Below are 12,086 nucleotides of genomic sequence, written 5' to 3'. Positions count from 1 at the left end.
CTTGAACAGGCGACTTACTGGCCGCTGGACTGGCTGTTGTAGCTGTCGTTGCCAATAGCGCTGGCCGACTGAAGATGGAGCATGGCGGAAAGCTGGGCGTTGCTCTGAATGACCTGCTCCAACATCTTGATCATGATGGCATTGTTGACCGCGAGGTCACCGCGCATGTCCTGAGACTGCTTGGCCTGATCCGAGATCTTTTGAATGTCCTGAGAGGTCTTGGAAACCTGGTCCTTGCCCTGGATGGCAATCGCCATGGCGCTGGTGGCCGCGGTGCGAGTATTGATGGCTCGCACAGCGTTGATGGCTTCGACATCCGCCTGGGTACCAGCGGCCTTGTTCACGTAGAGCGATTGGGTGATGCCGCTCTGGATCGTTCCGACGCCCTGTGAGGCTTGGCTAAACGCATTCTGTAGGGTGTTGAAGGAAGACGTGAAGCTGCCGTTGCGTCCGAGGTTCCCGAAGTTCTCTAAGGAGCCCAAAGTGGCCTTGATCCCGTGGAGAGAACTCATCATCTGACCGATGCCGCCGGCGCCCTTGATCTCCGAGAACATGGAGGAGAGGCGGCCGAGGAGCCCGGAGATCTGGCTTGGACCAAGCTGGCCGATCGCCTGCTGCAACTGGTTCACGGTGCCAAGGATGTTTTGTAGCTGACCGAGCTGGTTAGCAACGGTCTTCATAGTTTGCTGGACCTGGCCAAAAACGTTGGAGTCTAGAACAGGCACCTGGGCGTTGGCGAAACTTCCGCCTGCCGCACTCAGCCAGACGGACATGAGCATAACAGCCAGCATCGACGTGATGGCCGATGCCCGGGATCGAAGGGAGCGTAGGGTCATGATAGCCTCTGTTGGTCAGGGGACGGACTAGCGGGCGGCGAATTCGCCGTTCAGGTAGGGCTCGAGGAATGCGTCCTTGCCGTATTTCTCGATTGCCTTGGTGAGCTCGATGACCGCTGGACGGCCGGAAGAGAACACTTTGAGGTAGCGGCCCAGAACGGACAGGTCGATGTCGAGGATGGCCGACTGGCCGGTGGAGTATTTCTTCACCAGGACGGCGTACTTATGCTCCGGCCCGGCGAAGTCCTTGCCGAGGACGAAGGCCAGTTCGCTCTCGTTGAGACCCCAATCGTCGTAGTCTTCAGCCTTGGCGTTGCGGTTCCGATAGAAGAACACGGTCTGGCATTGGCCGCGGATCAATTCGGACATCCCGGTCGCCTTGATGGCTTCCGGCCGCTGGAAGGCCAAGATGTAGGCCTGGCGGAGCTTTCTGGCCTCCTGCAGACCAACTTTCACGAAGTTGTTCCGGAAGAGCTCGTTCTGAAGCATGGGTTCGGTCTCGTCGACGAAGACGAGCGAAGGCGACCCGGTGGTGGTGGCGTTCGACCGGATACGGTGGATGATGTAGTCGACGATCGGGGGAGCCAACCGGTGGTCCCCGAGGATCTTGGTCATATCGAAGCCCGCAAGGCGGGTCTTTGTCAGGTCGAGATTATCCTCTTCCGCATTGAAATAGCCGCCGAGCATGTTGGGATCGACCCAAGGCTGAAGAGACTTCCTCAGATTGCCGTGAGGCGAGAAGGCAGCCTTGTGAAGAGAGTCCAGCTTCCGGAAGCTGGCATCGAGGTAAGGCGCATAGTTGATGTCGAGGGCTCGGGTGATCTCCTCCTCATCAAAGGCGTCCTTAGCGTCGCCCAGCAGGCGCAGCCATCGCTGCTGGAACTGACGGTTGTCGGGGGTGTCCGCCAGGAGGAGCGGGTTCATCTTGGCGGAGGAGGCATCGCCGTCGAAAGTAACATAGTCGCCGCCGGCGCACCGGACGAACACTTCACAGCCGTTGAGGCGATCGAACAGGTAGACCCTAAGGTCGGGCAAGCGGAGCGCCTGGGCCGCGAGGAAGCTCACAAGGGTCGTCTTACCGGTTCCGGTTGGCCCAATCGAGACACAGTGGGGCACGGCCTCCTTGTCCTCGGTTGCGTGGAACTGGAAGGCGTAAGCCTCGCCGGTCACAGAACGGAAGTAACTGAGGGGCTCGTTACACCAGTCAGATTTTCTTAGGCCGATGTTCGGCTTATGCAGGACCAGGTTGGTGGCGACATTCTGGCTCATAAACCTGAATTGGCGGGGCCAGAGCCGGTCGAAGGAGAACATCGAGAACCAGACGGCCTGAGCGGTGATCAACTCACGAACGCAGGTGGCGCCGGTCCGGGAAATCGTTGAGACGATCTCGTTCTCAATCTCCCCGATATCCTCTGGGGTCTGGCCGTAAATCACAACATTCATCGAGTAGTTGTGCAGCGTAGCCTTCATTTCGGATTGTCCGTCGAGAAGGCTGATAGCCTCCATGATCTCGTAGGACGCATTCTGTGACAGCGTCATCATGGGGGCGGCCATCTGCTCCTGCTTCAGCTTCGCCATCTGGAGCGAGGTATTCAGGGGCTGAATGGCATGGTGAATGACCAACTCGGCATCGATGCCGATGATTTCCCTATAGGCGTTCTCCGAGGTCTTCTCGCCGCAATCCCGGACCCCGAGAATGGTTGCGAGCTTCTCTTCACGGCCATTCGAGAAATGCAAGATGCCGCTGTCGTCAGAGCCGAAGTCAATCGAATCCACGGCGATCATTCGGTTCATCGCCCGCTCCTCCAGTCCAGCCACCTTCGGGGACGGGCGGCTGACAGGGCTAATCAGGCGGGCAAGGACTGCCGCCGGACCTGTTGTCGGATCCGGACCTTCCTCGAGAACCCGACAGTCATAAGCATTGAGCGTACGGAGGATGAAATCCTCGGACTGCTTCAGTAGTTCTGAGGCCTCCTGGTCGTCGCTGGACTTGACCACCAGTAGCGCGAAGTGGCGCAAGGAGTATGCGTGGCTGAAATCCTTATTCCATTGCTCTGAGATTGCCTGGAGCAGAGGGTTGGTCCGGTTTGGCGATGCCTTGATCGGGAGGCGCTCCTTGGTCGTGAACAGCCGGATTTCAGCAAAAGCTGACCGCTGGGCCTCGTCCAGCATGTACTTTCGGGCCAGAAAGAGCTCGGCCCGGGTTTCGAAGGAGCTGAGATTTAGCTCCGCACCCCCGATCTCGACGATGGATATGTACCGGTCAGCGACACACTTGATGTGTTTGCGGTTCGGCAGCAACTCGATGAACGGCAAGAAGTCGGCCAAGGTCTCCTGGCGAGCAGGGGGCCGAAGGCGGTCAACAACCGATGGAATCGTAAAGGCGAGGCCCGCGGCCGCTGCCCCGGCGCCAAGAACCGTCGCAACGGCGCGAAGGCTTGTTTGATAGGTGAGGAGAAGGTCTAGGGTTTGGCTCATGTGAGCGGCTTTCGTGACGGCGTGAAGGGCGAGTGATCAGGGCCAGAACCGGCGTTGGGATTTGCCGCCAATCCGGCGGCACTTCTGGAGCGAGTAGCGCATTGTCTGGATGAGGGTGGTCATGTGGGGCTCTTTCCCCCCGAGCATGACGAGAGCCCCGTGGCCGACAAAGATCGAGACCAGGAAACCCAGAACGACGAGCGCGTTCGGCAACCCAAAGTCATAAAAGACGAGGAAAAGGAAGCTGAGGACGGAGAAACACAGGGAGAACACGGCCGGCAGCAGGGGAGCGCCGACGAATTTCTGCGGCATCGAGACGGGCCGGTAAATCTTGGTGTCGATGTCCTGCACGACGGCACCTCTATCTGCTTAGCGAATTGATCTGTACGATTCGAGAATTTTAGTTCGGCGCCCCCCTTTTACCTCGGCTCGGGAGCAGTCGTCGACAAAAAGGGGCCCGAAAAGGGCCCCCTTGGTTAAACTTTCGACCGTCGATCAACAGATTAGCGCGCGGTCAGCGTATCGCCGAAGTCCGTCTGGGTGATCGAAACCTGCTCGGAGTTGCTACCGCTCTGGGTAACGTAGTCGATCATGCTGCCGGAGGCAGCGATCAGCGCAAGGCCGCCGACAAGGGCGAAGAGCCATTTGAACTGAAAACGGCCGAAATAGGCCATTACGGCGAGGCCGATGATGCCGAAGCCGCCAACAAGAAACGACAGATTCTTGATGTTTTCGAAGGCGTTCTTGCCCTTTGTCTCCAGGGCGCCGAACACCTGAGCGGACGCCGAGCTGTCGACAGCCATCAGCGCCGTTACGGCAAGTGCGCAGGCCGCGACTGCCAGATGCGTTTTGTACCTCATTGAAACCCTCTCTGCTGATAGGCGACATGCCACCTATGATTCGTGAACGGTTTGGAATTCGTTCCGAGGATCACTCTATAACCGTTTTCCGAATTACATTGAAGCGGAATTGCCATTTATTGCGGGAACATGAGCTAGATCGTAGCCCAACGCCGAGAGATACCGCCGTAGCGATCGGACGGTCGCCGCATCGGGGTTCGCTTCCAGGCGGCAAACCCACGGCTGGCTGGTCTGGAGCAGAGTGGCCATGTCCCTCTGGGTCAGCCCCGCCTGTGTCCTCAGGCGAGCGAGCTGGGTCGGCTTGTTCATCGGAAATGCTCCTTCCGTCCCTTAGAGCGTGGTGATGTCCCGGAAATGGGGCCCAGCCTCCCGGTCGAGGATGAATTGGGGAGATCCGATGCTGCCGATATCGAGTTCGTCGGTGATATTGCTCACGATGGTTTCCATCCACGCCTCGGAAGCATCTTTGTCCCGGTGGAGGATGAGGAAGAGGTTTGAGGCGGTTAGCGCGGCCGAACTGTCACGGCTCCGGCCGTTGTCGCTGAGCTGGCTGGTCATGAAGATCGGGATATCGGCATCGACACTGGTAGCCTGAAGCCTCTGAGCAACCCGCGTGAGGTGTGCATCAAGGGACTCCCCTTTTTCCTTCCCCTGGATCAACTGCCAGAAGTCGATGAGGGCCGCGACAATTCCGTGGCGTCGTCTGTGATACAGGATTTCGTGTCGGAGGTCGTCGACGGTCATGGCCGTGTCGTGGACATAGTGGCAGCAGCGTTTGGCTGGAGCGAGAGCTGCGATCTTGTCCTTGTACTTACCGAGGTCGAAGCCCTTGCAACCGAGCCGTCTGGCCGTTTTGAGTTCCTCGACTTCGGTTCCACCCCGCTCCAGGCACGCCATCAGGTGAGGGATATTTGCGGCCTCCATGTTGTAGCTGATGGTGGCGCAAAGTGTGGTTTTCCCGGTTTTCCCAAAGGCGCCCAGCATCGTGAGGGTACCTGGGTGGAGACCGCCCCCTAGCCGCGCGTCCAGTGCTCGAAGACCCGTCGGGATTCGGGTAGAGACTTGCCGGTCCAGGCGCCGGAGAAGCTGCTTCTGAACCTCATTGGCCGTCATAGAGCGCCCGGTTGGTGTCTCGCTGACCAGGTTGTCAGAAAGGCTTTTGGTTACATCGCGCCATTGTGGATTTGATCTGTCCTCAAGCTTTTTAAGGGCCTCACGGGTTAAGGTGATGGCTCGACCTCTACTCCGCTCCTCGGAGATCAGACGCGCCTGACGGATCAGGGCGTCGACGTTGGCAGAGGCTCGGTGGATCAGCCGGCGGGGAAGATCCTGGTCATCTAGGAAAGTGGAAGCGGCAATGCGTTCTGGCGTTGGGTCGTGCCCTTCTGAGACGCTTTCACGGATCGCGCCCCAGATCTGGATATGGTCGTCTTGGACAAAGTCACCCGGACTGAGAAATCGCACCTTTTCGTATAGGCTTGGCTCGCGGAGGACTGCGCCAATAATTTCGTCATACGCATTCATGTTTGGACTGCCGTCTGGAACTGTGGCGGGTTGAGGTCAGCGGACGTGGAAACCGATATCTTCTTGAACCGAAGGGATCGGCATATCAGGGGGAGGGAGCTCCAACCGGATATGCCCCGTGCGCTGCCGGTAGATGCGTCTACGGGCTCCCTGTGGCCATTTGAATTCAGGGCTCGATGGATCCATGCCATCTGGCGGAGCCTCCCACCCGATGAATTCGGTTTTCGCTGCTTCGGGATTGGACGGCTTGACGAATTTGAACACGACGTTGGGCTTCGGTACGCGCAGGGTAGATGCGGGTGTTCCGGCCGTGCGTCGAAGCCAGTTAAGCAACATCCCGACAGGCTCTGCCGGATTGAGTGGCTTGCAATAATCGATCGCCTGTATCAACCGATCATGACCGTGGGCTTGGGCGAGCCAGTGATAGGTCTTTGGGGCCTGTTGCTCCGCGATCCCGAGAGCGATGAGGTCACGGATTGCACGGGCCTTTGGAGTATCGGCATTGAGCTGTTCGTGACGCTTCACCAGGCTTTCGAGATGTTTAGCGACCCTTTGGTCAGCTTTGCTGTCATCGATCTCCCACGGCGCGGGCAGGCTGTCTTTATCCTTAAACGTGATCCGGCCTGCGTGAATCGTGAAGAAGTCCTCGAGGTCTTTGCGGACCTCTTCAAAAACGAGTTCCGATACTCGACAAAGGGCTGCGGCCTCATGGCGGCTGATAGAGCGCCCCTTCTCAGCTAGGGCCGCAGCAAGCCGGATCGCCACGACGATCTGCTTTTGACCCTTTTTCGAGAGATCCACCAGCGATTGCGCGTCGAACATTCGCGTCGATTCCTGAACCGGGGAGGTTGATACCTGCTAAAGTATCAAGCCTCCTCCGAATTACAAGAACAAAACGGGATTTAAATTGCAATCTATCGGCCTTTGTCACGCGTGCGCCGCCTTTGGGCGAGGATTGCGCGACGGCGGGCTTCCGCGTCTGCGGCAGCAGGCTTCTGCTCCTGGGCCTCTTCAGCGCCGGTCTTCCGCGGCTTCCGTTTCTTCCTCGGGAGTTGTTCGGCCACTGGCGCCGGGATGGGGGCAACCTCAGGGATTGTGCGCGGCGGTTCAACGATCGGGGGAGCTGGGGCTTTGGCTGGCGTCTTTTGATCAACCTGGCCCGGCAAAGCACGCTCGGCCCCTTCGCTTGGTGCGTGACTTGGGGCTGGTATTGGCCGGTGCGGTGTAGCGAGTCGCGGCTTTTGTGATGCCGGAGCCGTCGGTTCCACGGTAGATACCTTCGGGTCGACGACTTTGTCCGCCGATGCAGCTGGAGCCTGCGGCTTGTTGGTCGCTTCCTTCACCTGGGAAGGCTTAGAAGCCGAAACCGGCTTCGGCCCACGTTCGGGCATCTTGCCCGCGTTCTTCGGATTGAAGAAGTTCTTGCCGAGGTAGCGATCGACGGCCGACTCCTGAGGAGGCTGCGGTGTAGGTTTGGATGGGGAATCCGACAAGCTGGTGTGCTTCGGAAACCATCCTGCAGTCATTTCCCTGATCTCCTCGAGCGACATCCCGCGGCGGCGCGGCTTCGGGCTAGGCGCCGGATTGCTGGGAGCAACCATGTCGAGGAACTGGCCGAAAAGTTGCTTTTGGAATGATCTGGCGAAGTCGGCGCGGATATGGGCGATCTGCGAGGCCTTCTCGCGGTATTCAGCCGCGAAGCGGTCGGCAAGTGCGCCAAACTGTTTGCCCTCGGTGGCTCTGATTTCCGCGGCCACCTCTATCAGAACCCTATCGATCTTGGTCCTCTGCGCGGGCTTCTTGAGACGCGCTCGGGACACCATCTTGTCAGCCACAAAGTTTGCCGCCGTTTGGGAGGCGACGGCCGACATCACAAGGCTATAAAGATCGGCCGACCTGCGGATCAGCCGTTGAAATCGTTCGGAATCAGGGTGCCCGGCTGAGTGGAGGGCAGTAAAGAAGGCTCGGTTCTTATAGCTCGCATTGACCGCCGTGGTCGCGGCCTGTCTGGATTGCTGGTCGAGTTCGGCCGCTGCAGCTGCCCACTGCTGGCGGGCTGCCTCGATACCCTGCTCCGTGACTTGGCCCTTGCGCTCCTTAGCGTAGATTTTCGGATCGATGCGCTTCTTTGCCTTCTGGGTTAGACCCATGGCCTTGTAGGAGCGATGGTCGTAGCGCTTGGAGCTGCCGGATTGCTCCAGGATCCTATTTAGAACATTACAGAGCCGGCGGCGCTCCATCCCAACCCACGATAACTTCGTGATGTCGCGATTACGCTCTTGGGCGTAAGGATGATGAGCCCGAACATTCCGCCACTTGTTCTGATAGGTCTCTACAATCTCGAAATCCCAAACCTCCTTTCCCGTTGCCGGGTGTATCATCCTCTTGGCGGGACGCTCGCTGAGAGCGATGTGGATGTGGAAGTTGCGCCGATCGTTATGCTTGTCCGGGGCATGGATCACAGCCCAATAGGGAAGACCGAGCCGATCGAACTCGGCGCAATATTCCTTTGCGAGCTTAAGCCGCTGGGCCGGAGTGATCTCATGGGGGAGTTCGGCGATGATTCTAGTCTGAACCCGACCGCCCCGGCCGAGGGAGACCTTGATTGCGCCGTCGGTCTGAAAATCTCCCATCGTCCGTGCGAACTTTAGTAACTTGATCGCCTCCTCGTCTTTGAGCGTTAGTTCAAGGGGAGGCACATCGCTCAGGCAATGCTTCATGGCCCGGGTGAGCGGATCCGGAACATCCTTTCCCGAGGCCGCATGCTTCTTGACCGCATCCCAGAAATCAGCTCCCCGAAAGGGATTGATAGTGAACTTGTGCCCTCTTGGGCTTTGCTCGATGGCTTCGAGCTTCTTCCAAAACTCAAGGCGTTCCTCCTTGGTTTCAGCGATATTCCCAAACGAAGAGATGATGATGCCCTCGTCCTCATGAAGCTTTTCAGAGGCGCCAGGCCTTTCAATGTATTCCTGACCATCGGCTGCTTGCTCCTGGTCAAACCGCTTCGACTCCGGGTCGATGAAGGTTTCCGCGGCACCGTCCCGCTCAATGTAGCTTTCGTGCTGTTCCGCACTCCCGGATGGCGAGCGGCCAGCATAGGCGGCGACTGTACGGTTTGTTTTGGAGACCGAAGTTACAGAAAAGTGAAACGTGACCCCGCCGGTATCGGGAGCCTGGGGCCTCGGTGCGGTCTTGAAGGCGATAGACCGATTGAAGTCTCTGGCCGATCTAAGCCCGGGTGACTTCATCGCATCAAGCATAGCGTTCAAATTTTTTGGCGATGTGCTGTGACGCCTCACCCGCTCCTGTGCTCTACGCTCAGCCTCCGCAATCCGGCCTGAAATTGCCAATGCGCGAGCGGTATCGCGGCGAACCATTTCTTCAGCTTCTTGCTCAGTCATCGTTTGATTTGCAAATTGAACTCCTTGCGTGCTTTACCACAAAACCGCGAATTAAAGGAGGCTGTGGCATCTTTATACCTCGGTCTTAACCTGCGCTGAGACGCTTTGGGTCAGTTTGAAACTGAGCCAAAATGGTGCAGTTTTTCGGCTCCAGATCGAGCGAACGATTGTTGTGCTAATTCAGCGAAAACATTGCGTTTTTTGCGTTTCGGCAGGGCGTGTCCACAGGTGCTAAAATTGAGGGTTCAGATGTTTACCATCCGAGGGATTCAGCTTTGTTTGCGCCCGAATTACCGATTATAAGAATCCTGTCCAAAAAGGACGCAAACAATCACCCAAAAGGGGCAACCAGGAAATGGATGGTTCAACTGATGGAAGTATAAGGGAATCGATTTTCCACCCGATTGCGATTAGTGGAAGTCTCTCCCGGCTTACGGAAGCCGTCGCGGCCGCAACAAGCGTTGTGTCTCGGGACAAGCGCTTTGTGGACCGAATGGGCGAAGTTTTCGCTGATCTGCCAAAGTTCAGAGCAGGCTTCAATGTCTCGGGCCGCGTTCTGGGGATGCGACAGAGAAAGTATCTGGAGATCGCCCTTGCAACGTCGGAGAGTTTGGAAGCGATCCCAGAAGACGGCGCGTGTGAGTTGACGATTGTCGTCCGCGAGCCGGCAAAGTGTGAGGATATGAGGTCCTCACTGAACATAGGTGATTTGATCGAGGTACGTGGAGTGATTGTTCCATTCGCGTACTCGGAGGATGACGGCGAGCGCGTTGTTTCGCTGACCCTTGTCGCAAGCAATGTCAACGTCATCGATAATGCGTAGAGATGAACTCTGACGCACCAGACCCTTCGACGATTTCGTAAGGGTGTTCGCAGGGGGCCGCCATCAGGCGGCCTTTTTGCGTTATATCACTGAAGAAACTGGACTGATGAGAACTGAAGCGACGCAAGTTTCAGTGTCATGAAGGTCGGAATCGACTCATCCGTCGCCGCGCCCCTGGTGTAGAAGGCATTTCCGCCGGCCACCACCAGATATTGAGCATCCTTGTACGGGATCCGGAACCCGGCAGTGTGGAAATACAGCGATCGACCGACCGCTTTGTGCCTGGCGCCGGTGAGAACTTCAGACGCGACCATCTTTGCGCGCGAGTATCCTGGATCGGGCGTTGGCTTAGTCAGGACGCCTTTGGCGAACTGTCCCTTTTGACCGACAACTTCGCAGATCGTGTCTGGGTACTTGTGGGACTCGACCCGGTTGATTACGACAGTTCCAACGGCAAGCATTCCGTCATCACTGTTTCGATTGCTCTCGAAGTACATCGCCCGAGCTAGACATTCATGGGCGCTGCTGCTCACTAGCGTTGCCTGCTTTGGCGTCTCCTTTGGCAGAGGTGCGTGGACTTGGGCACTTGTCTGGATGGAGGAGACTGGCTCGGCCTGTCTGAATAGAGCGCTTTGGCATCCGCCAAGCGCTAGGCAAATAATGCTGGCGGTCCAGATGTGCGACGTTGATTTATGATTTGCGTTTCGGGTCATGCTCCTTTTTTAGCGCAGAGCTGGGCCTGAACGCAAACTCGGATAACCTCTTTCTATTTCGCGAAATTCGAATCGGACTATCGGGCAACTGGCTAGGTGGTGTCGTTATGATCCCGCCGGGGGTTCTTGATCCTGCCATTACGGGCCAGGTGGGGTTCTTTGGCTTTCGTTCTCGGCTGCCGAGGCTCTGACAGTAACGAACCTGAAAGGGAACTCGGCTAAGCAGTTGCTCGATGGGCTGAACGTTTCGGCTGAATGAATTGGCTCGGATGGTTCAGTTGATGGGAATAAGGAAGACCGGCGATTTGACGTTTGGGGTGTTTAAGCGCCGATGGGGCTTAGCCACTTGTCGACAATTGCCGGAATGATCAGAGCCGAAGGGAGGGTTTGAGGTTGGGGTAAGCGAGCGTGTTGGAAGCAGGCATGATCTGCAGTCGCCGGCCGCTCGCGGGATCCACCGGGCATACGGCGAATAGGTTGCCCATGTCTTCAAAGGGCAAATCCGGATTCGAAACGACCCTGCACATGGGCGTCTCCTGTTACGCAACTAAACTTCGTCACCTTGTATACCAAGGACGGCCAGAGTCCAGACACATTTATGCCACAACAGCCAAGAAGTGGCCGGATCGTCCTTTATCTGACGTTATAAAGTGAGAATGACTACAATGGCTACGCTTCTATGAGCGACATCCTCTCTCTTCGCAGCATCGTTGCGGAAAAGATCGCTGCCGCAATCCTTAGCGGTGAGTTTGAGCCGGGGGCACAGCTTAAGGAGGCGGCGCTGGCCGAGCGCCTTGGCGTGAGCCGGGCACCAGTGCGTGAGGCGCTCCGCTTGCTGGAGGAGAGGCGTCTTGTTGAGAGCCATCCCTATTCAGGCGCTAGGGTTACGGTGTTTACACCGGAGGACGTGGCCGATCTTTATGAGTTGCGAGAGGTCTTGGAGGCTAGAGCCGCTTTCAAGGCGGCATTGAGAGCGACAAAGGAGGATATCGCGGAGCTCAAAGCAATTATCGATCAGGAGGCCACCCAGATAGTAGGGGAGGCTGTCGAGCCTGCTGGTGATGAGCCTAACATCGACTTTCACCAAAAGATCATTCAGATCTGCGGGAACCGAGAATTCGCTCGCCTGATGAACAATGATTTCTGGCGATACAATCGGATCCTTTACCGGATGCACTGGGGCCGGAAGGAGGGAAGGGACGAGGAGCGGCATCTCGAGCACGTGCGGATATTCGAGGCAATCCAGTCTGGGGACGGTCCTTTGGCCGAACTACTCATGCGCCGGCATGTGCAGAGCACTCGAGTTGTGATTGGGGGGGCCCGAGAAGTCAGGTACGGACGCAGGGCCTCCGATAAGGTTTAAAGTCGACGATAGAATGCAGGGGAAGGTCTTTAGCCGTTCTTATGCATCGGAAGAGGGATGAGGGCTGGCGGATGTAGCTTAAGCACTT

Annotated in this window: 11 protein-coding genes; 2 read left to right on the top strand and 9 right to left on the bottom strand. The window is 57.4% G+C overall.

Translation table 11 applies throughout. From position 1 onward, the window contains the following. Positions 1-14 precede the first annotated feature (14 nt). From OC446_RS18485 to OC446_RS18455, 8 genes are all read right to left on the bottom strand, one after another. Positions 15-773, bottom strand: a complete 759-nt coding sequence (locus OC446_RS18485) for a hypothetical protein (RefSeq protein ID WP_262030496.1) — start codon at positions 771-773, stop codon at positions 15-17. A gap of 90 nt (positions 774-863) precedes the next feature. Beyond that, complete coding sequence (locus OC446_RS18480) at positions 864-3,314, bottom strand: hypothetical protein (protein WP_262030495.1); 2,451 nt, start codon at positions 3,312-3,314, stop codon at positions 864-866. 36 nt (positions 3,315-3,350) lie between these two features. Further along, positions 3,351-3,665, bottom strand: a complete 315-nt coding sequence (locus tag OC446_RS18475) for a VirB3 family type IV secretion system protein (RefSeq protein WP_262030494.1) — start codon at positions 3,663-3,665, stop codon at positions 3,351-3,353. 152 nt (positions 3,666-3,817) lie between these two features. After that, positions 3,818-4,174 (bottom strand): TrbC/VirB2 family protein, encoded by a 357-nt coding sequence (locus tag OC446_RS18470; RefSeq protein WP_262030493.1) that lies wholly within the window; start codon positions 4,172-4,174, stop codon positions 3,818-3,820. A gap of 93 nt (positions 4,175-4,267) precedes the next feature. Then, positions 4,268-4,483 carry a helix-turn-helix domain-containing protein gene (locus tag OC446_RS31065; protein ID WP_410055094.1) on the bottom strand — a complete coding sequence of 72 codons (216 nt, stop codon included), beginning with the start codon at positions 4,481-4,483 and terminating at the stop codon, positions 4,268-4,270. A gap of 21 nt (positions 4,484-4,504) precedes the next feature. After that, complete coding sequence (locus OC446_RS18465) at positions 4,505-5,698, bottom strand: DnaB-like helicase C-terminal domain-containing protein (RefSeq protein ID WP_262030492.1); 1,194 nt, start codon at positions 5,696-5,698, stop codon at positions 4,505-4,507. A 36-nt stretch (positions 5,699-5,734) separates the two neighbouring features. Further along, positions 5,735-6,520 (bottom strand): hypothetical protein, encoded by a 786-nt coding sequence (locus OC446_RS18460; RefSeq protein WP_262030491.1) that lies wholly within the window; start codon positions 6,518-6,520, stop codon positions 5,735-5,737. A 92-nt stretch (positions 6,521-6,612) separates the two neighbouring features. Then, positions 6,613-9,099: a MobA/MobL family protein gene (locus OC446_RS18455; RefSeq protein WP_262030490.1), complete on the bottom strand. Its 2,487-nt coding sequence runs from the start codon at positions 9,097-9,099 to the stop codon at positions 6,613-6,615. A gap of 355 nt (positions 9,100-9,454) precedes the next feature. Between OC446_RS18455 and OC446_RS18450 the strand changes: the two genes are divergently transcribed. After that, complete coding sequence (locus OC446_RS18450; protein ID WP_262030489.1) at positions 9,455-9,922, top strand: hypothetical protein; 468 nt, start codon at positions 9,455-9,457, stop codon at positions 9,920-9,922. 86 nt (positions 9,923-10,008) lie between these two features. Here the strand turns inward: OC446_RS18450 and OC446_RS18445 are convergent, their stop codons facing one another. Next, a complete protein-coding gene (locus OC446_RS18445) occupies positions 10,009-10,455 on the bottom strand; it encodes a cell wall hydrolase (protein WP_262030488.1) in 447 nt (148 codons plus the stop codon). An 859-nt stretch (positions 10,456-11,314) separates the two neighbouring features. On the opposite strand from OC446_RS18445, the gene OC446_RS18440 reads away from it, so the two are divergent. Next, positions 11,315-11,998, top strand: a complete 684-nt coding sequence (locus tag OC446_RS18440) for a GntR family transcriptional regulator (protein WP_262030487.1) — start codon at positions 11,315-11,317, stop codon at positions 11,996-11,998. Positions 11,999-12,086 lie beyond the last annotated feature (88 nt).

Source organism: Microvirga sp. Mcv34 (assembly GCF_024519725.1).
Lineage (GTDB): Bacteria > Pseudomonadota > Alphaproteobacteria > Rhizobiales > Beijerinckiaceae > Microvirga.
Note: the sequence above shows the minus strand (reverse complement) of the source record. Positions and strands in the feature narration are given on the sequence as shown.

Bases quoted from the DNA above. Each gene is read 5' to 3' on its own strand.
- OC446_RS18485 (WP_262030496.1), bottom strand. From the start codon at position 773: ATGTCCGTCTGGCTGAGTGCGGCAGGCGGAAGTTTCGCCAACGCCCAG.
- OC446_RS18480 (WP_262030495.1), bottom strand. From the start codon at position 3,314: ATGAGCCAAACCCTAGACCTTCTCCTCACCTATCAAACAAGCCTTCGC.
- OC446_RS18470 (WP_262030493.1), bottom strand. From the start codon at position 4,174: ATGAGGTACAAAACGCATCTGGCAGTCGCGGCCTGCGCACTTGCCGTA.
- OC446_RS31065 (WP_410055094.1), bottom strand. From the start codon at position 4,483: ATGAACAAGCCGACCCAGCTCGCTCGCCTGAGGACACAGGCGGGGCTG.
- OC446_RS18465 (WP_262030492.1), bottom strand. From the start codon at position 5,698: ATGAATGCGTATGACGAAATTATTGGCGCAGTCCTCCGCGAGCCAAGC.
- OC446_RS18460 (WP_262030491.1), bottom strand. From the start codon at position 6,520: ATGTTCGACGCGCAATCGCTGGTGGATCTCTCGAAAAAGGGTCAAAAG.
- OC446_RS18455 (WP_262030490.1), bottom strand. From the start codon at position 9,099: ATGACTGAGCAAGAAGCTGAAGAAATGGTTCGCCGCGATACCGCTCGC.
- OC446_RS18450 (WP_262030489.1), top strand. From the start codon at position 9,455: ATGGATGGTTCAACTGATGGAAGTATAAGGGAATCGATTTTCCACCCG.
- OC446_RS18440 (WP_262030487.1), top strand. From the start codon at position 11,315: ATGAGCGACATCCTCTCTCTTCGCAGCATCGTTGCGGAAAAGATCGCT.